This is a genomic window from Pseudoalteromonas sp. SIMBA_162 (genome assembly GCF_046535955.1).
In the GTDB taxonomy this organism is placed as follows: domain Bacteria; phylum Pseudomonadota; class Gammaproteobacteria; order Enterobacterales; family Alteromonadaceae; genus Pseudoalteromonas; species Pseudoalteromonas marina.
Genome location: NZ_JAWJBQ010000003.1, coordinates 36,264 through 58,308 on the forward strand (window position 1 = coordinate 36,264; position 22,045 = coordinate 58,308).

The following is a 22,045-nucleotide window of genomic DNA, read 5'->3' on the forward strand; positions in this document are numbered from 1 at the left end:
ATTATGCATTAATAAATTGTTAAATTAGACACCCGAGGACTGCTGTATATGTTATTGGACAAGTTATTAAAAATAGCTGCAATACCATTTTTACTCTTTATGTTAAGTGCATGCGGTGGTGCGAGTGATGCAGTAACGGTTAATCCAAATGATCCTGTTGAACCCGAGCCAACCCTACTTTCTTTAACTGCTGCTAACGGCTTAAACTCAACGTTAGATAACGGGGGTTTTGAATTAATTATCCCTGCAAATATAGCTTCATCAAATAGCGAAATCACTTACGAAAAAACGACGCTAGATGATGCCAACGCACAGTTAAACATTATCTCTGATTTACACACCCTTATACCCGACCCTGACATTTCATTTTCAGACTCCTTTACTATTAGAATAAAAATACCTGAAGACTATGTACTCGGTGGGCAATTATTCATAGCCAGACAGTTAGGTCTAAATAGTTGGGAAACGATTATTAACTCAACCGTAAGCGATGATTATGTCAGTGCACAAGTGAATCAAGTCGGCACTTATGCAATTCAAATGCAGCGTAAAGAAGCATTCGCCGATATTGGTCCAACATGTGAAGCGAGCGCAACAACACAATCGGTACGCTTTGTTCATGTAGCAGACTTACATGCTCGTTTTGGGTATCAGGAACAATACTTTAGCCGTATTAAAGCCTATTACAATCAAGTCGCCAACCAAACACCACATACCCTATTTACCAATGGTGGTGACGATTATGAAAAAGGCACGGTAGCAGAGCAACTTTCACAAGGTACAGCAACCGAAGAAGCCATTAAAGCGATGCAGTTTGACATTCGTGTTGTGGGAAACCACGACTATGCATGGGGACCAGAAAAACTACTGAGTTATTCGCAAGATGATAAAGCGATTGTGCTTGCAAGTAACACTCGCTATGAAGGGGAGCAACTTCAAGATTTTGCCGCTGTGAGTTTTGCAAAAGTGCAAGTGGGCTGTGTTACCTTAGGTGTATTTGGCATGACGTCAGTGCCATGGAATGAATTAGATGAGCCACAGCAAGACGATCCAATCCCAGATTTTATAAAACAATTTAAAATGAGCTGGGAGTGGCAACAAGTCGCACAAAGCATTGTAAACCAATACCGTGATGATGTTGATTACATGGTAATGCTAAGCCATTTAGGAGTAGGCCTAGATACAGATATGGCAACTGAGGTTGCAGGTATTGATTTAGTATTAGGGGGCCATACCCATGGCGGCGAAAGCTTTGATACACTAGAAAATGGCGCCATTGTTATTCAACCTGACTTTTATGCAAAAGGGATAACCGACTTAACACTTGAGTTTAATTTAGCTGATAAAACATCACCTGTTGTGAACTATCAAACGATTGCCACTGAAACTATTACTGAACGTGATGAACCGACAAAGCAAGCCATTGATGAAATTATGGGCCGTTACGCGCCTGATGCACAAACCGAAATAGCTATTTCAGAAAACTACCCTAGTGCAATTGAGTTAGCTGAAATAACAGCATTAGCCGCGCAACACGAAAGTTCAATCACAGCTGCACTTTTAAACCCCGAACTGGTTCAAAAGCGTTGGACACCCGGCACGCTCACACAAGAAGATTTTCACGAAGCATTTTACGTAGAAAGACAGCCTTCAAATACACCCGGTTTTAACGCAATATATAAAGTGACAGTAACAGGTACAGACTTAACATCTATGTATGCAAGCCAACCTGACTGGTTTTTACTCACACCCGAAAACATTCAAGCAACCAGCAATTATGATGTCGCTTTATTTAAAGGCGCAGCGCTTAACCCTGAATTATTTTTTAATGGTGTCACATTTTCAAACGTAGAACCCATTGCCGAAGCATGGTGGTTACTAGATCAGTACGCCCGATTTAGAACAAGCCAGTGCTTATACCTAGATACCAACAGTCAACTGTTTTCATGTACAAACGAAGAAAACATAACGGTATGGAATTTTGATAATACAGCAAGCCCACTTACAGCAGATTTTGGACCTTCAGTACTCAGTTACTTCGATCCTGAAGAAAAAGACTGGGGCCCAGAAGAAACTCAATATAAAACCACTACCGAACTCGGCATTAGTGATTTGAGTGATGGGCCGTCAGGTGTAATGGCATTTTCAAGGCATGCACCAACCGAAGGCCTACATATTAACTTAAACACACCCGCTAACGGCGATTATGCCGCCGATGGCATGGTTTCAGACTACACACTTGTAATGGATTTATACTGGCCAGCAGAAGGCCAAGATATTTACCGTGCGGTTGTTCAAGCGGATACCGTTAACTACTTAACCGACGATGCCGACATATTTATTGACCCAAGTGGTGGTTATGGTAAATCAACCAGCGACAGCGGCTATTTTGGCAATACACAACCAGACTCTTGGCATCGTGTCGCTTTAGTATTTTATACTGCACCTACCAATGGCGTATTTGAAGTGTACATAGATGGCGAACTAGTGGGTGTAAAGGAAGATGGAGAAATAAACAACCGCTGGGCACTCAAAGACGCAGTACTGCTGTTTAATGATAACAACTTTGAAACCGAGCCAGGCTACTTAAATGCCATGCTTTATGCCGGCCGTGCAATGAGCCGCGACGAAATAAAAAGCTTAGGTAATGCGCAGCAAAAACTCACTTACGAGCAAGCAACACGCGTACTTAATCAAACCATTGAACGCCATTACCAAGCTGCGCCTGAAATAAAACCAAACGTGTGGTTACAACAGCGTAGCAAGTTTTTTGGTGAACGCGTCAAAAATGTAAATAATTAATTACACTTAACCCTATTTCATACCACTTCAAGAAAGAGAGTTTAACTACTTAAACTCTCTTTTTTATTACTATAATTCATAAACTTAATCAAAAAACAGTCACTAAAACTGTTTACTTTTACAGCGTAAAAATTTTCTACTGTATTGACTCAAAACAACTTGGACACAAACGTCCTATAAAATTTACACACCACTCAATTACTAAATACCCGGCTGCTCTTCCCCTAAATCTAATTCTGGTTAATTATCTTGCCATTAACACAACAACAAATAATCACAGTGCTTACATTGTGGGAGTAATTAAAATGAGTGAAGTAACTAACTATTTAGGTTTAGTCGGTATTGAATTTACTGAATACGCCACGCCTGATGCAGATTACATGGACAAAGTATTTACTGACTTTGGCTTTTCAAAGCTTAAAAAGTTTAAAGGCAAAGACATTGTTTATTACAATCAAAACGACATTCACTTTTTACTGAACAACGAGCGTGAAGGTTTTTCAGCCGAATTTGCTAAAAGCCATGGCCCTGCAATTTGTTCAATGGGTTGGCGTGTTGAAGATGCTCAAAAAGCATTTGAAACTGCAGTAGAGCGCGGTGCAAAACCTGCAACCGATTCTACACACAAAAACCTTCCTTACCCTGCAATTTACGGTATTGGCGATAGCCTAATTTACTTTATTGACCAATTTGGCGATAAAGGCACCATTTATGAAAGTGACTTTGAAGATTTAGCAACGCAAACGGTTGTTGAAGACAAAGGCTTTAAGCGCATCGACCACCTAACTAATAATGTTTATAAAGGCACAATGGAAACATGGGCAAACTTTTATAAAGATGTGTTTGGTTTTACAGAAGTACGTTACTTTGACATTAAAGGTCAAAAAACGGCGCTAATTTCATATGCGCTTAAATCTCCATGTGGCACCTTCTCAATTCCAATCAATGAAGGTAAAGGCAACGACAACAACCAAATTGACGAATACTTAGGTGAATACAATGGCCCAGGCGTTCAACATTTAGCATTTTTAACTGATGATTTAGTTAGCTCGCTAGACAAGCTAGATAAATCAACTATTGCAACGCTCGATATTATTCCTGAATACTACGACACCATTTTCGACCGTGTGCCGTGGGTAAAAGAAGACAAAGACAAAATTCGCGAACACCAAATACTGGTTGATAGCCAAAGCGAAAATTGTTACCTACTACAAATTTTCTCTAAAAACTTATTTGGCCCAATTTTTATAGAGATGATTCAACGCGTTGATGATGGCGGTTTTGGTGAAGGTAATTTCCAAGCGTTATTTGAATCAATTGAACGCGATCAAGAGCGCCGCGGCGTTTTATAATCTTTTTGAGTAAATTAAAAGCAGCGACCTTCGCTGCTTTTTGTCGTTTTAATATTTAAAATGTATGGCTTAAAGTGCAAGTATGCTTAAATAAATACTCCATTGTTGCCATACAGTTAAACCAAAGGAAATGTAATGAGCCTAATTAACGAAACCCATGATATTAATTTAACAAGCTGGGTAGAGTCAGCGAATGTTGCCAATTGCGACTTCCCTATTCAAAACTTGCCATTTGCCGAGTTTCGTCGCAAAGGCACTAACGAAGTATTTCGTGGTGGTGTTGCGATAGGTGATCAGGTTATCGACCTTGCAAAACTAAATGAGCTAAATATATTTACAGGCGACGCTAAAATAGCACTCGATGCAGCGAGCGAGTCAACGCTAAATACATTTATGGGTTTAGGGCAGCAATACTGGTCAGCACTTCGTTTAGCCCTTTCAAAAGCATTACGCGAAGGCGCTGAATGTCAAAAAGATATTGCGAGCGTATTAATATCGCAAGCTGAAATTGAATTTTCATTACCATGTCGTATTGGTGACTACACCGACTTTTACACCTCTATTTATCATGCTACGGCAGTAGGTAGTTTATTTCGCCCTGATAACCCACTATTACCAAACTATAAATGGGTACCAATTGGTTACCATGGCCGCTCTTCATCTATTGATGTGTCTGGGCAAACATTTCACCGTCCTAAAGGACAAACTAAAGCACCCGATGCAGATGTGCCCTCGTTTGGTCCATGTAAACGCCTTGATTACGAGCTAGAGCTTGGCATTTACTTAGGTAAAGGAAATGCGCTAGGCGATGCAATTGCAATCGAAAATGCAGAAAACCATGTATTTGGTTTTTGTGTATTTAACGACTGGTCTGCCCGCGATTTACAAGCTTGGGAATACCAACCATTAGGTCCGTTTTTAGCGAAAAACTTTGCATCAACAGTGTCTCCTTGGATTGTTACAACAGAAGCACTCGCACCGTACAGAACAAGTTGGACTCGTGATGAAAACGATCCTCAACCTATGGAATATCTAGAGTCTGCCGCTAATCGCGAGCAAGGTGCATTTGATATTCAAATGGATGTAAAAATTCAAACCGAAAAAATGCGTAGCGAAGGGCACTCTCCTACCCGCGTATCTACCTCTAGCTTTAAGCACTCTTACTGGACTGTAGCTCAAATGGTAACTCACCACACAGTTAACGGGTGTAACTTTATGCCGGGTGATATGCTGGGTTCGGGTACGCAATCGGGCCCAACACATGAAGAAGCGGGTTCTTTACTTGAACTTTCTCGTGGCGGTAAAGAAAAAATAACGCTAAGCAATGGCGAACAACGCAGCTTTTTAGAAGATGGCGATAACGTTATTATGCGCGGCTGGTGTGAAAAAGAAGGCTTTGTGCGTATTGGTTTTGGTTCAGTTGAAAGCACGGTTTTAGCCGCAAAATAATCTCAATCAAACATACTTAAATGAAAGGGCTGCTTTTAAAAGCAGCCCTTTTTTATTAATTTTTGAACAGTTACAATTTTTTTCTGGCTTTTTAAGCTCAGATTGATACATTATTCCGGTTAGTAGCCAGTGTTTATATGCCATGTCAGTATTTATAAAGTCTTACAAAAAACTTTTTCCAGCTCGCCAACTCCTTATTCGTCAAAATGGCGAGGTTAAGCATGTTGTTTTAGCGCCTTGGTTACAACTTTTTGCAATAGTGCTTATTTTAGCAACACTTGTCTGGGTGAGCATTTCTAGCTTTCGTGTATACACACAAACTAACCATATCTCTGACATAGAAATAAATCAGCTTAACAAACAAGCACTATGGGAACAAAAAGTTAGCGAGCAACAACGTCTTCACGAGCAACAACTCAAACAGCTAGTAACTCTTGAACAAAAACAAGCGCTACTTCAAAGCATGATCGAATCTTTACCTGCCTCAATTAGCCAAGACGTTATTCAGTTGAGTGAAGAGCTTGAGTCACCTATTAACGAAAATAAAAACGAATTTCATGAACCTTTAGTAGATGAAGACCCGAATGCTAAGCAAGTTAATTTAGGTAAGCCTATTAGTTTTGAAACACGTTTGGCACATTTAAATGAGCAATACGAACAAAGCTTTAATTACCTAGACAAAAAAATAAACGAACGACATAACGCTATTTTAGCCATGCTTAAAGGCGCAGGCCTTGATGCCGCTTTGGAAGAACACCTAGCAATTAACTCTTTGCATATTGCTCAAGGTGGCCCGTTTGATGTATTCGATGAAACAAATATACCCGGTCATTTTTTGGCTATAGTTGATAAGTTAGTCGCGTTAAATAATCTAGAAAATTTATTAACTGAATTACCTATCACCCTGCCCTTACCCGCTGCAAAATATTATATTTCAAGTAGCTTTGGCTTACGTAAAGACCCAATGAATAACCGCCGAGCATTTCACAAAGGCGTAGACTTAGCGGGTTGGCACAAAACCGAAATTTTTGCTCCGGCCGACGCTGTGGTTCTTCGTGCAGGGCGTAATGGCGGATATGGTAACTTTATTGAACTTGAACACAAAAATGGCTTAGTAACTCGCTTTGGCCATTTAAATAAAATAAAAGTAAAAAAAGGTCAGCACATTGCCAAGCACGATGTAATTGGTTTAATGGGGAGCACTGGTAGAAGTACTAGCACTCATTTACACTACGAAGTATTGGTTAATGGCGAACAAGTCAATCCTCTAAAAATAACAAAGGCGCTTTCTCGTGTTCGGTAGAAAAAAATCAACAAGTACTAATCTAAGAAAGGTTAATCATACCCCCTCTATTATTTCTGAAGATGTGCGCCTTACTGGCACTTTAATAAGCCAAGGTGAGGTTCAACTTGATGGTCGCATAGATGGCGACATAAAAGCCGAGCAATTGGTTATAGGCTCCTCCGGTGTAGTTGAAGGAATTGTTGAAGCAGTAGGCATTGTTGTTAAAGGCACTGTTATTGGTTCTATCAATGCAAGCGAAGTAAAAATACAAAGTGGTGCTCACGTCCATGGCGACGTATTTCATGATTCATTGAGTATAGATGCTGGCGCTATAATTGAAGGCAACTTAAAGCAACGCACTGAAAAAGAGACAGTAGAGTTAACTGCTGAACCAACTGAAAAAGAAGTTAAAACACTGATTGAAGAAGATGACAGCGGCTTGTCGTTTGTAAATAAACAAGCCACGGATAAAAGCGAGCGGTAGGCTATTTTTTCTCAGTAATATACATTGTAATATCTGCAGTGAATACGAGTTCGTTGCGGGTATTATAAAGCTTTACTGGTACTACTAAATCTTCTTTATCAATCCACTGGCGTGGCAAATCAATTTCAGCAATAGCCGTAACGTCTGTATCAACCTTTGCCAAATATTGTACGGTCATTCCCTTTGGTATCCAACGATGGGTTTTTACCGGTACAGTCGCGTCAACCATCACCCCTGCACATAACTCAGCCAAATTACACTGCGCAATTGCATGAATGGTTCCAATGTGGTTATGAACACTACGACGATTTTTAACAACAGCACTACAGTGCCCTTCTCGCAGATCTAATACGTAGGGCTTCATTGAGCCAAAGTAAGGTGCTTTAAAACAAACAGCTTTAGTAAAAAGCCAATTGCCAAAGGGTAAGTTTTTAAATTTATGCCACGTTTTAACTAGTGGTGATTGATTTGCCATTTTTATTATCCAGTTACAGTTACTTTATTAACGCTAACACATCAGACCAGTTAAAAAAAGCCGTTTTAATTACGGCTTTTATTATGTGTTTAACAAAAAATACGAATGACGACGTATGCATAGGCCAAAAGCCCTTTCTTTTTTACGAGTGCCCCCCTAAAATACGCGAAAAAGGAGACTCAATGCATACACAGCCCGCAAAACCTAATCTAACTTTATTACTTATCTTAGCGTTGCTCGTTATTTTTTGCCCTATGGCTATTGATATTTATCTGCCCGCTTTTCCTACCATAGCAGAGCAATTTTTGGTGACTGAGCAACAAGTGCAGCAAACTGTTGCCATTTTTATGTTAACCGTTGGACTAGGTCAATTAATTGCAGGGCCATTAGCAGATAGATTTGGCCGAAAGCCTGTCGCATTAGTGGGTATTAGCTTATATGCAGGCTCTGCGTTACTTGCTTACTGTGCCCCTTCGTTTGAAGTATTACTTTCTGCTCGTGCATTACAAGGGTTAGGTGCATGCGCCACATTTGTTGTCGCTTTCGCTATTGTAAGAGATAAATTTGGTAGCGAACGTAGCGGCCAAATTATTACCTACTTAAATGGCATTGTGTGCTTTATTCCTGCGTTAGCGCCCATTTTAGGTGCTTGGTTAACTGTTAAGTTTGGCTGGGAAATGAACTTCTTATTTTTAACTGGGTTTGCATTGGTAGGCTTTATTGTTACGTTTTTCTTTTTTAGAGAAACACGACCAGCCGATAGCGTTTATCAGGGGCATATTCTCGATTTAAGACGCTTTATACCTATTATTTCAACGCCACTATTTTTATTTAATAGCTTGCTTTGCATGGTTACTATGTCGGTTATTTTAGTGTTTGTCACCCTCGCACCTGGCTGGATAATTACTGAGCTTGGCGGAAGCGTAGCTAATTTTACATTTTGGTTTTCACTTAATGCCGTTTTAAGCATTATTGCCAGTTTTATTATGCCACTGTACATCAAACGCCACCCCAAACGAGCTTTAAAAATAGGGTTACTGCTATTGGTTGGCTCGGGATTACTTATGCTCCTGTTTAGCCAATATAAATCAGCTTTGGCGTTAATGATCCCCATGTTTGTGGCTGCATTTGGTTTTGCACTAACTCTTGGCTCTGCAGCAGGAAGAGCATTAAGCTTGTTCCCTAAACAAGCGGGCACAGCTTCAGCGTTGCTTGGTGCAATGCAAATGAGTGGGGCAAGTTTGCTGGTATTTATTACTCAATTTTTACAGTTGCAGACCCCTATATTAATTGGCGTCCACTTTTTATTATTGATCCCTTTTAGCTATTTATTGTTTCGCAAAGCGCAGTTTTCATAACCCCCCCCCCAACAAAAATTCATCATTAATGGGTAAGTAATTTTTATTTACCCCTTTCACTGCACATTAATCACCCAACCAGAATTATTTCATTTTTATTAACAATTTACTATTGCAATCTAGGTACAACTGCTCTATCGTTGAATTAAGTTAACACGTGGTTAACAAGATAATTCTAGGATGTAAAAATGAAAAAAAATAAACTTGCCTTAGCATTAATTTTATCTGGTCTATGTACTGCAGGTAATGCAAGTGCACAAAACGATCGTTTCATAATTCAAGTCGATAACAACAAAAAAGGTGTGGTAAAAGCACTTACTAAAAAACTCGGTGGTGATATAAAAGTTGACGGTAATGGGTTTATTGCCGCTAAATTTACTGGTCACGATTTAACAAGCTTAAAAGGTTTACTAAATAACCCTCACATAAAACTTATTGAAGAAGACCAAAAACGTGTTCCTTTATCATTATTCAATGATGACGCCGGCAATGCAATGCAACAACAAATTACACCGTATGCTGTTTATCAATCTCAAGCTGATCAGGTAACATTTGACGCGAATGCGGGTATGAAAGTATGTGTTATTGACTCCGGTTTAGACAGCACAAACCCTGATTTCATATGGGGAAATATCACTGGCGATAATGACAGCGGCACAGGTAACTGGTTCGATAATGGCGGACCACACGGGACTCATGTGGCGGGTACTATAGGTGCTGCAGATAACAACTTAGGTGTTGTAGGCATGGCACCAGGCGTTGCTATGCACATAATAAAAGTGTTTAACGAATCTGGCTGGGGTTATTCATCAGACTTAGCACAAGCTGCTAACTTATGTTCTCAGGCAGGTGCAAATATTATCAGCATGAGTTTAGGTGGTGGTGGCTCAAATAGTACTGAGTCAAACGCTTTTGCTAATTTCACTAACGCTGGAGGCCTTGTAGTTGCAGCGGCAGGTAACGATGGCAATAACGTTCGTTCATATCCAGCTGGCTATCCATCAGTTATGATGGTAGGCGCAAATGATGCAGATAATCAAATTGCTGACTTTTCACAATTTCCAAGCTGCTCATCAGGTAAAGGTAGACGTGTTACAACTGACGAAACAGTATGTGTTGAAGTGACTGCTGGTGGTGTAGATACGCTTTCAACATACCCTGCTGGCATGGCATCCGCAGCAAATATGTCTGCTGACGGCACACCCTTCGCTTCATCCGCAATGGAAAATACTGGTCAAGCATCAGCATCTGCGTACTTTATGGGAACTGCACAAAATATTGATAATGGTGCTGCTGGGAAAGTATGTTTAATAGACCGTGGTGTCGTTTCTTTTTATGACAAAGTAGCAAACTGTGAAAACTCAGGTGGAATAGGCGCTGTTATCATTAACAACGAAGCTGGTATGCTTTACGCAACACTAGGCGATACAAACAATACAACAATTCCGGCTGTGGGTGCCGCATTTGAAGATCGCACTGCACTGCTTGGCAGCACAACGATTACAATAGATATTGGCGCATCAGATTATGGATTCATGAGTGGTACATCAATGGCAACGCCTGCAGTGTCGGGTATTGCTGCTCTTGTATGGTCAAATCATACTGACTGTACGGGTACAGAGATTCGTGATGCTCTAAAAGCAACTGCACAAGATCAAGGCGCAACAGGGCGTGATGATTACTTTGGACACGGTATTGTAAAAGCAGCCGATGCTGATGCCTATTTAACTGCGAATGGTTGTGCAGGTAGTGGTAATGGGGGCGGGGGCGGCGGTACCGACCCAGAGCCTGTAGGTGACATAACGCTTTCTGCTTCAGGTTATAAATCAAAAGGCACCAAGTATATTGACCTTAATTGGGCTGGCGCAGCAACAAGCCAAGTTGATGTTTACCGCAACGGAAGCAAGGTGACAAGTACAGCTAATACTAATAGCTTCACTGATACAATATCTACCAAAGGTGGCGGCACATATACCTATCAAGTATGTGAAGCTCAAAGCACAAGCGCTTGCTCTAACAACTCAACCGTTACTTTTTAATAAAACGTAACTTAAAAAAGCGGGCAACAGCCCGCTTTTTATTTACCTAGTTGCTTGATAAACTCACTCATATTTAGCAATCAATTCTAATAATGATTAATCCCGATTTTCTCTTCTCTTTTTTAATTGCTAGTTTTTTAATGGCGGTTGCCCCAGGCCCTTCGAATGCATTTTTAATGGCACAAACATTTGCAAATGGCCGCACTGCGGGTATGCAAAGTGCATTTGGTTTTGCATTAGGTGGTGTTGTGCATACCTTTTTTGCCGTAATAGGCTTAAGTGCTATTTTAAAAGCATCACCCGCTGCCTATAGTGCTGTTCAATATACAGGTGCAGCTTATTTGTGTTATTTGGGCTTTATGATGATAAAAAGCACGCTAAAAAACACGACTACTGCCACACAAACACAAAGTGAAGATAAGCCACACGTAAGCACTGCTAAAAAATCTAATGTGATGTTTCAAGCCATGATGACCGAGGTACTTAACCCTAAGGTCGCTTTATTTTTTATTGCTTTTATTCCACAGTTTGTAGACCCGAGCTTATCATCAGCCACTTTTCAGCTCGCATTTTTTGGCCTGCTATATCCTATTTTTGCTTTTCCAATAGACTGCACGTATATTTATTTTGGCGACAAAATCGCACAGTTTTTTAGGCAGCATCCAAACAGTCAACTTTGGATTGATAGAGTAACGGGAATGATATTTATTGCCCTCGCTATTAATCTACTATTATAACTTTCCTAAATTTTGCTAACAGTTGATGTAACTATGAGCATTTAGGCACAAATAAAAAGAATTAATATGGAACAAAAAACGCAATCTCTCCCTGCAAAGAAAAATATTGCCCTTGTTGCTCACGATGGCAAAAAAACCGCGCTAAAGCTTTGGTGCGACAAACATAAAAATACACTTAGCAAGCACACCTTATACGGCACAGGTACAACGGGGCATTTAATTCAAAAAAGTACAGGGCTTGATGTTGTTCAGCTTTTAAGTGGCCCAATGGGTGGCGACCAACAATTGGGCGCAAAAATAGCAGAGCATGAAATTCATGTTTTAATATTTTTTTGGGACCCTTTAGCTTCTCAGCCTCATGACCCTGATGTAAAAGCATTACTGCGCTTAGCGGCAGTGTGGAATATTCCTGTAGCGTGTAACGAGGTAAGTGCTGATATGCTGTTAAGCTCTCCTTTAATGGAAAACGAGCTTGAGCGTACCTTGCCAGATTACGAAAAATACCTCGCAACCCGACAAATAAGTCTTTAAGCCTTTTAAGTTACTTGTAAAGCATGCTGGCCCATTTCGTCAGGCCAGCAGTTACACTACCAAAATGGTCACCATTAACCATATTAATATTACCTAAGTGCTCGCTAAGTGCTGCTTTAATTAGTGGAGACTGCGCACTGCCCCCCGTTAAATAAATAACGTCTGGTGTTGTTTGTGCATCGTTTATTGCTTGTTTTGCCAAAGTGACTATTTGGCTAATATTACTTTCTACAGCTAACGATAAATCATGAACAGATAAGTTTTTACTAAGTTCAGTATCTAAAAAGCGCAAGTCACAGTTAAAGTCATGTGTTGACGAAAGGGCTATTTTTGCGGCTTCACCTTGTTGAACAAGTTGATGCCCTTGCTTATTTTGTTGTAAGTGAATTAAGCGTTTATATAGGTCTGGTGCACTTACATCTCGCAACTGTGCATTAAGTTCACGCGCCTGACTTTCACTGTAAAATTGGCTTTGCAAATTAACATCGTTAATTTTACATGCCTGCCAAAACGGCTGATTTGGCAAAGGTAATCCCGATTTAAATGTGCTGCCAAGCCCTAATAAGGGCATTAACCCATGAAAGCTCAATGCAATATCTAAATCGTTTCCGCCAACGCGTTTACCGCTGTGAGCTAAAAAGTCGTTATCGCGCTGACTATTTCCTCTAAAACTTGGACCCATTTGCACAAACGAACAATCACTGGTTCCCCCACCAATATCTATAACCAACACTTTCTGATCGTGTGTTAAATCACTTTCGTAATCGATACCTGCTGCTAGCGGTTCGTATAAAAAATTAACGTCTTTAAAGCCTGCACGTTTTGCAGCTCGCTCTAAAATACCCACAGCTTGCTGGTTCGACTGTTCACCGCCTACCGCCTGAAAGTTTACAGGGCGGCCAATAACAGTTTGAGTAAGTACTTTTTCTAAAGACTGCTCTGCGCGTTGTTTTATTTTTAAGATCATTGCCGTTGCAATGTCTTCAAAAAAGTTAATTTGGCCTTGCTTTAAACCGGTTGCACCAAAAAACGATTTGGGTGACTTAACAAAGTATCCTTCCTCAGGAAATTGAACGTATTCACTAATTGCTTCACGACCAATAAATAAGGTCTCATCTGAAGGTTGTAAATCAAGGTCTGATTTAATTCGAGGCAGTGAGTTTAAAAGGGCTTGGCGCTGAGATTTAAAATCTTGTTCATGCGCGGTTCCTTTTAAATGCTTAGCAACAAAATCAACCACCATAGCACTGTGATGCGTATAAAGTGTAGAAGGTAAGTAATGCTTGCCTTGCTCTAAAGGCACTAACTGAACATTATTATTGTTCATTACACCCATAGCACAATTTGAACTACCGTAATCAAAACCTACAAACATATACCACCACACATTACCAAAAAGGCCGCGCAATTTAGCATATTTAAGATCACTTTTAAATTGCTATATGCTTTCTCGCACTCTTAAAAAGCTAGCAAAGCGAGGAAGGCCATTTTTAGTCAACCCATGAAAACGATAGGTAACGGTGCTACCAATGGCCGGTGGGTTTTGACGTTGTGCATCGCTAAATCCTGTACCAATTGAAAATAGCTGCCCAGAGGCTGACTTAACGCGCAGCGCACCCAGCATCCCCGTGTATTTCCCTTTACCCGGCAAATGAGCTATGACAACCGCCTCAGCATCAAGGTAAGGCTTTAACTTTAACAAAGCACCACTTCGTCCACTTTTGTGTTTAGCATCAGCTAAGTGCAACACAACGCCTTCTGCACCCTGCGCAGTTATGTTATTAAAATAGTCAGAAAGCTGTTTGTTATTTTTAAATCGACGCTGTTTAACAGCTTGGATATGGGGCTGATTAATGTGTGTAACAAGTTGGGAATAATTTTTATAACGCTCGCTAAAAGCTAAGGTTTTATCTGGCATATCAAATATCTTGTAAGTGACGGCTTGCCAGTCTTTGTTATTTGGGATTTTAGTTCTTACTATACCGCTTAATGCAGCAAAGTGTTCTCGTTTAGTCCAAAGCTCGCCATCTAACCACGTATTGGGCAGGGATGCAGTAAACCAATGTGGTGCATTAATTATATTCCCTTTGCGAGTAACAAACTGTGTGCCCGTCCATATGGCTCTTACACCGTCAAATTTTTCGCTGACTAAATACGCACTAATATCATTGTGCTTTTCTTCATCATACACTTTGGCTAATAATACAGAAGGCTGAGAAGTATAAGCCGGGCAGCTAAACAAAATAACCGTAATAAATAACATCCATTTTATAGCAATCATTAGCGCATCCAAGCTAGGTAATAGTGACTTACACTATAGTTGAGATTGCACCCATTGCCAAAACTCATCAAGGTTACCCATGCAATAGGTCGCTTTGCTAAAGTCATGATCTTTGGTGTGGCTATTAGCAATAGCAACCACCCTTAAACTTGCATTATTTGCGGCGCTTACGCCTGTAAATGTATCTTCTACGGCTATCGCATTTTCTGACTTTACGTTTATTTGCTTTAAAGCGAGTAAATACGGGTCGCCTGCAGGCTTAGGGTTAATTACATCGTCTTTAGTAACAAGAGTATCAAACAGCTCATAAAACCCTAACCCTTTTAGAATTGGCATAGCTTCGCTTGTTGCACTTCCGGTGACAAGCGCCATTTTTAAGCCACTATTTTTAACCGCTTTTAGCGTTTGTTCTACATATGGCATAAGCGGTGGTAAGTTCGTTTTGACGTATTCACCAAATAATCGATATTTTTCAGCAGCTAAAAACTCAGCACTGACTGATAAATTATTCTCACTTTTAATTTCAATTGCCGCTTCTAGTGTAGGACGCCCTGAAAAACGCTGACAAAATTCATCTTCTAAATAACTTACCTCAAATGGCGCTAACAATGTGCTCCAACATACAAAATGCATCGCTTCAGAATCGACTAGCGTGCCATCCATATCAAATAAAACGGCCTGTAAGCTCATGATCTCTCCTTAAATTAAAGTGCTAAAAAAAGGTGCTAGAGCACCTTTTTTGTTTTTTCATTATTACTGCGTTAAACCCGCCGGCGGCTCACCAAAAGCTTCTTCACCGGTTTCAATATCAACTAACTCATAGCCACGGGCTTTACGAACCACCTTAAGCACAGGTTTTTCAAAAGCAGTTTTTAAGCGCTCCGAGTCATCTTTTAACTCATCAAGGGTTGTACCAAACGGTGCTGCGCCTGTTTCTGACCAGTTAGTTACTTTACCATTTAGGTTATATTCTACTTCGTGTATTTGATATTGCGCCGCTTCATCTTTTGTTGCTTCACAAAAAATCACACGGTAATTCCAAAATCCAGCCATTATATTTCTCTATCAATAAACCAATTATGCGCTACTTTAACAGCTCTAAAAGGGATCACAAAATAAAAAGCCTGCACAAGGCAGGCTTTTAAATGTAAATTTCTAATCTATTAATTAGAAAAATTTAACTTTAAATTCAGCACCAACATAACGCTCTTCATTAACAATACCCGTGTTATTGTTAAAGTCGATAGCGCCTATTGCTTGTTGCTCATCAAATAAGTTACGAACAAAACCAGCAACTTCATATTCGTAGTCACCTTCTGCCCATCTGTAACCTGCACGAAGACCAACTTCAGTTAAAGGCTTGCCTTCAAACTCTACCGATTCATATAAGAACATGTTAATTTTGCTGCGGTAAGATATATCACCGTTTGCAAAGAAATCACCATCTTCAAGCTCTTTAGTGTAACGAAGCGTAAAGTTAGAGATCCACTCTGGTGCATGCGGTAAGCTGTTACCGTCTAAAATTGCACGAGCTTCTGGACCAAAAGGACCTGCAACTTGGAAAGTTGGATCTGTCACTGTACACTGGCCACACACAGCTACAGCTAGGTCATTATCTTTAAGCTCAGTTTTGTTATAGCTTAAGTTAAATGTTGCATTAAGCTCATCACTTAATACCCACTCAGTGTCTAACTCAAAACCGTAGCCCGTGGTTTTATCTGCATTGATTAAGCGGTTAAAGTTTGCACCACCACCTACAGCAGTCAATTGCTGATCGCTCATTGTGTAGTAGAACACAGTTGCATTTACACGACCTTGTCCGTCTAGCACGTCTGATTTAATACCTGTTTCGAATGAAGTCACTGTTTCAGAATCAGCGGTTGTTACTTCATCACCAAACAAAATACGACCTTGCAAGCTTGGTGCACGGAATGTGTTAGCTACACGGCTGTACCAGTTTACGTCTTCGTTTACTTTGTAGTTAGCAGATAAATCCCAGCTCACGTGGCTATCGCTAACATCTTGCTCGATAAATAAAGCACCACCGCCAATAGGGCTTAGTGTACGATCTGCAGAGAAGTCTTTTTCATCATCAGAGTAACGAAGGCCCGCTGTTATTTTTAAATCATCAGATACAACATAATCAACCGAGCCAAATACTGCCCAAGCAGTTGTATCTTGTTGCTGTTTTACATACCCGTTTAAGGCGCCAGCATTTGGTGATGAAAACGTGTCATAGCTAAAGTTTTCAATTGTTAGCTCTTCGTCAAAGTAAAAAACACCTACTTGATAGTTTAAGTCGCCATCAAAGTTACTTGATAAACGAAGCTCTTGAGTAATTTGATCTTGCTCAGGAATACCATCAGCACTTTCTGAAGGGAAAGGAATAAAGCCAGGCCCCATGTAATCAGGAAGGAATACAGCACCGTAACCACCGTCAATATCACCACGAGAGTATATTTCAGCGCTTTCCCATGCAGAGATAGACGTTACAGTGTGGTTTTCAAGATCCCATTCAAGTCTTAGGCTCATACCTTCAGATTCTACTTGTTGAGTAGAACGAGCACCGGCATCTTGGTATACAACATCGTGCTCGTAGTTATCGACTAATTCGTTAGAACCAGACTCAATAACATTTGCACGGAACGCGATAGGTGAACCATCTAAATCACGTGTGTGATAGTTTAATAAAGCAGAAAAATCATCGCCTTCGTATAAAAACTGAATACGTGCTGCTTTTTCAGTATAACCGCCCTGTTGATCTTTAGCTTCAAAATTAGGTGCTTGGTTATCAATGTAATCATCTTTATCTTGCCATAATAATGAAACGCGAGCAGATAAACGATCTGTTAACGCACCACCTACAGCACCTTCAGTATCTACAGCGCCACGGCTACCGTATGAAACCGCACCGTAACCGTCAAACTCTTGGCTAGGTTTAACTGAGTCAAATTTAACAAGGCCTGCAGGCGTATTACGGCCAAATAAAGTACCTTGCGGACCACGTAATACTTCTACGCGTTCAACATCAAATACAGGAAAGCCTTTTAAAATCGCATTTTCTTGAACAACTTCATCAACTACTAACGATACAGGTTGAGACGCATTTAAATCGAAATCTGTGTTACCTAAACCACGTACGTAAAAACGTGGGAAAGAACGGCCAAATGAAGATTCGATAGACAAGCTTGGAATTTTTGCGTTCATAAAACGAATATCCATGCCTGCCGAGCTGTATGCATCAAGGTTATCACCTTGCAGTGCAGATACAGCTACAGGAACCTCTTGAGCATTTTCTACACGTTTACGCGCAGTAACTTGAATAACTTCTAATTGGTTATTTTTTTTAGCCGTTTCTTCTTCAGCAGCAAATGAAGAAACAGAAGTGCCAGCAGCAGATAATAGTGCGGCATTAATGATTGTCGCTATTGCAGATTTTTTAATTGCTTTCATGTCGGGTTTTAACCTTTTGTATGCACTCTTGTTCAACGGTTTTTTGTGTTGCGCAATGTATTCATTGCGGGCTCGTACAATTTTTCGCGACTTGGCTATATGCGCGCGGACCTCATTATCGAGAGTACAAAAACGAAATAATAAGGCTGAACGAACGTAAGAGATTATACCACTGTGTAATAAATTTACTGCATAAAACTTTTCAATTTCTGAAACTTTTTTGCAACATTTAACCACAAGATAGCGACTTTTTATTACTTTTTAGATGTAAAAACCCAAATATAAGGACATATGTCCTTATCAATAAAACTACAAATAAAGTAGCAGTTTTAACGTTTTAACTAAAAAACCTAACTTAGGAACAGTTTTTGCTTATGTGAAAAACCGCACTAGCCGGTTTTTTCCTCAATGCTTTATCACGTTCGTTTTAAGGCTATTTCTCCATCTATGTGAATGTCTCGTTGAGGGAACGCAATCACTACATTATTTTGCTCAAATACATCGTACAGACTAAAGCGAATATCACTGCGCACGGTTCTAAGCATGGTTTCAGATTCAGCACATACCCAAAAAACAGCGTTAAAAACTAATGAGCTATCGGCAAAGTCGTCAAATAGCACTGCCGATTTTGGTGTTTTTAAAATCGCTTTATGCTCATCAAGCACCTGTTGGATGAGCTTTTTAACTAAAACTACATCCGATCCATAAGCAACACCTACGCTTACCGACGAGCGTGCATTCCCATCAATTAACGTCCAGTTTGTTACGGTGTTTTCTAATAATTGGCTGTTGGGGATCAACATATGTACGCCATCATTTCGACGAATCCGCGTTGAACGTGTATTAATAGTTTCGACGACACCCTTGGCACTGCCTACTTCTAAAAAGTCACCTATTCGAATAGGACGCTCCCACATTAATATCCAACCGCTTATAAAGTTATTAATTATATTTTGCGCACCAAACCCCACACCTATTGCAATAGCACCCGATACAAATGCAAAAGCCGTCAATGGAATATTTAATACTTCTAGCGAGGTAAAAACTAATATGGCGATACTTAAAATAAAATAAATACGCGTAAATAAATGAACAGCATCTTGGCTTATTTTTTTGGCGAGTAAAGTTCTTTTTATTAACTTACCAATGTGTGTCACCACAAACCACATTGCAAATAAAATAAGTGGCACCTGAATTATTTTTGCCACTGTGAGTTGTATATCGTTGTAACTAAATACAACAAAAGAAAGGATTTCGTTTATTTGTTCTAAATTCATTTATTTTCCAATCAGGGGGTCTTTAATATTATTATAGAGTGAATGTGTTTTAATTAACTAACATTAGCACGCCACAATGCAATTTAACTGACTTTAAAAATTACACTTTGTTATTTTGCAGTACTTGTGCCACCAAAAAACAAACAACACAAGCTACTTTTACCTACCTAAACATCTATTTTTAGCTAATTTGCGTTTAAATCCTGCATAATCTCGATAAACTTTATTGTATATAAATCAAAATTTGGTAAGTTAAGTGGGTTTTTCGACTCGAAAAGCCTATTCCGGCTAATCTTTCTATGGAGTTATTATGCGTAAAACCCTAATCGCCACTACAATTGCTAGTGCATTATTACTATCTGCCTGTTCAGAAAATAAATCAGAAACACAAACAATGGCAAAAGAAAGCGCAGCACAAGTGCAAGACGTAAACGCAAGCAATGTGTTATTCAAACCAAGTCCTTTACAATACATGGCACCTGAGTTTGATAAATTTGGTACTAAAGATTACGAAGCTGTATTCGACGCGGGTATTGCAGAGCATACAACTCAAATTCAAGCAATTGCTAATAACCCAGAGCCAGCAACATTTAAAAACACATTAGTTGAAATGGAACTATCTGGTGAGTTATTGAACCGTGTATCAACGGCATTTTATAACTTATCGGGCTTAATTTCAGATGACGAATACCAGCGCATTAGTAAAAAAATGGCGCCAGTATTATCGGCTCACTCTGATGACATTTATTTAAACGGTGCTTTATTTGAGCGCGTTCAAACAATCTACGATAACCAAGCAGCACTAAGCGCTGAAGATCAACGCCTTGTTGACTTTTACTACAAGCAGTTTGTAAAAGCCGGTGCTAAATTAAGTGACGAAGAAAAAGCAAAAATGCGCGAAATTAACGCACAACTTGCTAACTTATCTACTGCGTTTTCGCAAAACGTTTTAAAATCGTTTAAAGAAGATGTGATTGTTGTTACTGACAAGTCTAAACTTGCAGGCCTTTCTGAGGGTGAAATTGCAGGCCTAGCAGCTGCAGCTAAAAAAGCAGGCAAAGAAGGTTACATGATCACGCTTGTGAACACCACGCAACAGCCTATTTTATCAAGCCTTGAAAACCGCGAGTTACGTGAGCAAATTTTTACTGCCTCAGCAAACCGTGCAGCACAAACAAATGGCCCTATCATCATTGAAGAAACAAACTTACGTGCACAAAAAGCAGAGCTTTTAGGCTACAAAGATTGGGCTTCGTATGTAATGACCTCGCGTATGGCGCAAACAACTGAAAATGTATACGGCATTTTAGATGACCTTGCCCCTAAAGCAGTTGAAAAAGCGAAAATTGAAGCCGCTGCTATTCAAAAAGTAATTAATGATTCGGGCGAAAACTTCGAACTTAAACCTTGGGATTGGGCATTTTACGCTGAAAAAGTACGTGCTGAAAAATACGACCTAGACCCTGCGTTAGTTAAACCTTACTTTGAAATGAGCTCAGTAATTAACGATGGTTTATTCTTTGCGATGAATAAACTATACGGTATTACGTTCAAAGAACGTCAAGACTTACCGGTTTACCACGAAGATGTAACCGTTTATGAAGTATTCAACGCTGACGGCAGTGCAATTGGTTTATTTTACATGGACCCATACGCACGTGAAGGCAAGCGTGGCGGCGCATGGATGAGTGCATACGTAAGCCAAAGCGGCTTAAAAGGCACTAAACCTGTTATTTACAACGCGCAAAATATTCCAAAGCCTGCTGAAGGCGAGCCAACGCTTATGACCTTTGACGAAGTGTCGACTATGTTCCATGAATTTGGTCATGCGGCTCACGGTTTATTCTCAGATGTTAAATACCCAAGTCTTGCAGGCACTGCAACAGCGCGTGACTTTGTTGAGTTTCCATCTCAAGCACATGAAGATTGGATGATTGAGCCTAGCGTACTTGCTAATTACGCTAGGCACTACAAAACAGGTGAGCCAATTCCACAAGCATTACTTGATAAAGTATTAGCATCGCAAAAATTCAACCAAGGTTTTGGTACGACTGAATATTTAGCGGCTGCTTTACTGGATATGGAATGGCATTCATTTGGTTCAGATAAGAAAATCAATGATGTTCAAGAGTTTGAAAACGCAGCGCTAAAAGCTCATGGTATTGATTACTACCCTGTACCACCGCGTTATAAATCAAACTACTTTAGCCATACCTTTGCCGGCGGTTACTCTGCGGGTTACTACGCCTACCTTTGGACTGAAGTATTTGCAGCCGATGCATTTGCACACATGGAAAACAACGGTGGTTTAACACGTGAAAACGGCGATAACTTCCGTAAAGAAATCTTATCAAAAGGTAATAGCCGTGACTTAATGCAAAGCTACATTGAGTTTAGAGGTCAAAAACCAACAACCGACGCACTACTTAAGCGCCGCGGTTTGGTAGAATAATAACTTAACTTATTATTTTTAATATAAAAGCCCGCTTGCGGGCTTTTATTGTTTATACCTTAATTTATAA

General features: G+C 40.0%; 17 protein-coding genes. 10 read left to right on the top strand and 7 right to left on the bottom strand.

The window, feature by feature from the left end:
- Positions 1-48: 48 nt before the first annotated feature.
- The 5 genes from R0J88_RS03000 to R0J88_RS03020 all read left to right on the top strand — a co-directional run bounded on the left by R0J88_RS03000 (position 49) and on the right by R0J88_RS03020 (position 7,372).
- The gene (locus tag R0J88_RS03000; RefSeq protein ID WP_410899031.1) at positions 49-2,802 is read left to right on the top strand and encodes a metallophosphoesterase; all 2,754 of its coding nucleotides are present in this window, start codon (positions 49-51) and stop codon (positions 2,800-2,802) included.
- Between the two features lie 305 nt (positions 2,803-3,107).
- Complete coding sequence (hppD, locus tag R0J88_RS03005) at positions 3,108-4,154, top strand: 4-hydroxyphenylpyruvate dioxygenase (RefSeq protein ID WP_006791414.1); 1,047 nt, start codon at positions 3,108-3,110, stop codon at positions 4,152-4,154.
- Between the two features lie 135 nt (positions 4,155-4,289).
- Entirely contained in the window at positions 4,290-5,603 is a 1,314-nt protein-coding gene (gene fahA, locus R0J88_RS03010; RefSeq protein WP_410899032.1) for a fumarylacetoacetase, read from the top strand.
- 142 nt (positions 5,604-5,745) lie between these two features.
- Positions 5,746-6,906 (top strand): peptidoglycan DD-metalloendopeptidase family protein, encoded by a 1,161-nt coding sequence (locus R0J88_RS03015; RefSeq protein WP_410899033.1) that lies wholly within the window; start codon positions 5,746-5,748, stop codon positions 6,904-6,906.
- Positions 6,896-7,372: a polymer-forming cytoskeletal protein gene (locus R0J88_RS03020; protein ID WP_010557060.1), complete on the top strand. Its 477-nt coding sequence runs from the start codon at positions 6,896-6,898 to the stop codon at positions 7,370-7,372. The genes R0J88_RS03015 and R0J88_RS03020 overlap by 11 nt, the downstream gene beginning before the upstream one ends.
- 1 nt (position 7,373) lies before the next feature.
- Here R0J88_RS03020 and R0J88_RS03025 read toward each other — a convergent pair whose 3' ends face one another.
- Positions 7,374-7,847 (bottom strand): hotdog fold domain-containing protein, encoded by a 474-nt coding sequence (locus R0J88_RS03025; protein ID WP_006791419.1) that lies wholly within the window; start codon positions 7,845-7,847, stop codon positions 7,374-7,376.
- Between the two features lie 182 nt (positions 7,848-8,029).
- Between R0J88_RS03025 and R0J88_RS03030 the strand changes: the two genes are divergently transcribed.
- From R0J88_RS03030 to R0J88_RS03045, 4 genes are all read left to right on the top strand, one after another.
- The gene (locus tag R0J88_RS03030; protein ID WP_410899034.1) at positions 8,030-9,205 is read left to right on the top strand and encodes a multidrug effflux MFS transporter; all 1,176 of its coding nucleotides are present in this window, start codon (positions 8,030-8,032) and stop codon (positions 9,203-9,205) included.
- 188 nt (positions 9,206-9,393) lie between these two features.
- Positions 9,394-11,244, top strand: coding sequence for a S8 family serine peptidase (locus R0J88_RS03035; RefSeq protein WP_410899035.1), 1,851 nt, complete (start codon positions 9,394-9,396; stop codon positions 11,242-11,244).
- 92 nt (positions 11,245-11,336) lie between these two features.
- Complete coding sequence (locus tag R0J88_RS03040; RefSeq protein WP_276753311.1) at positions 11,337-11,981, top strand: LysE family translocator; 645 nt, start codon at positions 11,337-11,339, stop codon at positions 11,979-11,981.
- 66 nt (positions 11,982-12,047) lie between these two features.
- Complete coding sequence (locus R0J88_RS03045; protein WP_410899036.1) at positions 12,048-12,512, top strand: methylglyoxal synthase; 465 nt, start codon at positions 12,048-12,050, stop codon at positions 12,510-12,512.
- Between the two features lie 10 nt (positions 12,513-12,522).
- Here R0J88_RS03045 and yegD read toward each other — a convergent pair whose 3' ends face one another.
- From yegD to R0J88_RS03075, 6 genes are all read right to left on the bottom strand, one after another.
- Positions 12,523-13,887, bottom strand: a complete 1,365-nt coding sequence (gene yegD, locus R0J88_RS03050) for a molecular chaperone (protein WP_410899037.1) — start codon at positions 13,885-13,887, stop codon at positions 12,523-12,525.
- A 63-nt stretch (positions 13,888-13,950) separates the two neighbouring features.
- A complete protein-coding gene (locus tag R0J88_RS03055) occupies positions 13,951-14,793 on the bottom strand; it encodes a DNA ligase (RefSeq protein ID WP_410899038.1) in 843 nt (280 codons plus the stop codon).
- A gap of 33 nt (positions 14,794-14,826) precedes the next feature.
- The gene (locus R0J88_RS03060) at positions 14,827-15,483 is read right to left on the bottom strand and encodes an HAD family hydrolase (protein ID WP_410899039.1); all 657 of its coding nucleotides are present in this window, start codon (positions 15,481-15,483) and stop codon (positions 14,827-14,829) included.
- A 63-nt stretch (positions 15,484-15,546) separates the two neighbouring features.
- Entirely contained in the window at positions 15,547-15,846 is a 300-nt protein-coding gene (locus tag R0J88_RS03065) for a hypothetical protein (RefSeq protein ID WP_006791428.1), read from the bottom strand.
- Positions 15,847-15,960: 114 nt separating this feature from the next.
- Positions 15,961-18,246: a TonB-dependent receptor gene (locus R0J88_RS03070; RefSeq protein WP_410899040.1), complete on the bottom strand. Its 2,286-nt coding sequence runs from the start codon at positions 18,244-18,246 to the stop codon at positions 15,961-15,963.
- 416 nt (positions 18,247-18,662) lie between these two features.
- On the bottom strand, positions 18,663-19,523 hold the full coding sequence (locus R0J88_RS03075; protein WP_006791430.1) for a mechanosensitive ion channel family protein: 861 nt from the start codon (positions 19,521-19,523) through the stop codon (positions 18,663-18,665).
- Between the two features lie 310 nt (positions 19,524-19,833).
- On the opposite strand from R0J88_RS03075, the gene R0J88_RS03080 reads away from it, so the two are divergent.
- Positions 19,834-21,975: a M3 family metallopeptidase gene (locus R0J88_RS03080; protein WP_410899041.1), complete on the top strand. Its 2,142-nt coding sequence runs from the start codon at positions 19,834-19,836 to the stop codon at positions 21,973-21,975.
- The last annotated feature ends 70 nt before the right edge of the window (positions 21,976-22,045 follow it).

Bases quoted from the DNA above. Each gene is read 5' to 3' on its own strand.
- R0J88_RS03000 (WP_410899031.1), top strand. From the start codon at position 49: ATGTTATTGGACAAGTTATTAAAAATAGCTGCAATACCATTTTTACTC.
- hppD (WP_006791414.1), top strand. From the start codon at position 3,108: ATGAGTGAAGTAACTAACTATTTAGGTTTAGTCGGTATTGAATTTACT.
- fahA (WP_410899032.1), top strand. From the start codon at position 4,290: ATGAGCCTAATTAACGAAACCCATGATATTAATTTAACAAGCTGGGTA.
- R0J88_RS03015 (WP_410899033.1), top strand. From the start codon at position 5,746: ATGTCAGTATTTATAAAGTCTTACAAAAAACTTTTTCCAGCTCGCCAA.
- R0J88_RS03025 (WP_006791419.1), bottom strand. From the start codon at position 7,847: ATGGCAAATCAATCACCACTAGTTAAAACGTGGCATAAATTTAAAAAC.
- R0J88_RS03030 (WP_410899034.1), top strand. From the start codon at position 8,030: ATGCATACACAGCCCGCAAAACCTAATCTAACTTTATTACTTATCTTA.
- R0J88_RS03035 (WP_410899035.1), top strand. From the start codon at position 9,394: ATGAAAAAAAATAAACTTGCCTTAGCATTAATTTTATCTGGTCTATGT.
- R0J88_RS03040 (WP_276753311.1), top strand. From the start codon at position 11,337: ATGATTAATCCCGATTTTCTCTTCTCTTTTTTAATTGCTAGTTTTTTA.
- R0J88_RS03045 (WP_410899036.1), top strand. From the start codon at position 12,048: ATGGAACAAAAAACGCAATCTCTCCCTGCAAAGAAAAATATTGCCCTT.
- yegD (WP_410899037.1), bottom strand. From the start codon at position 13,887: ATGTTTGTAGGTTTTGATTACGGTAGTTCAAATTGTGCTATGGGTGTA.
- R0J88_RS03055 (WP_410899038.1), bottom strand. From the start codon at position 14,793: ATGATTGCTATAAAATGGATGTTATTTATTACGGTTATTTTGTTTAGC.
- R0J88_RS03060 (WP_410899039.1), bottom strand. From the start codon at position 15,483: ATGAGCTTACAGGCCGTTTTATTTGATATGGATGGCACGCTAGTCGAT.
- R0J88_RS03065 (WP_006791428.1), bottom strand. From the start codon at position 15,846: ATGGCTGGATTTTGGAATTACCGTGTGATTTTTTGTGAAGCAACAAAA.
- R0J88_RS03070 (WP_410899040.1), bottom strand. From the start codon at position 18,246: ATGAAAGCAATTAAAAAATCTGCAATAGCGACAATCATTAATGCCGCA.
- R0J88_RS03075 (WP_006791430.1), bottom strand. From the start codon at position 19,523: ATGAATTTAGAACAAATAAACGAAATCCTTTCTTTTGTTGTATTTAGT.
- R0J88_RS03080 (WP_410899041.1), top strand. From the start codon at position 19,834: ATGCGTAAAACCCTAATCGCCACTACAATTGCTAGTGCATTATTACTA.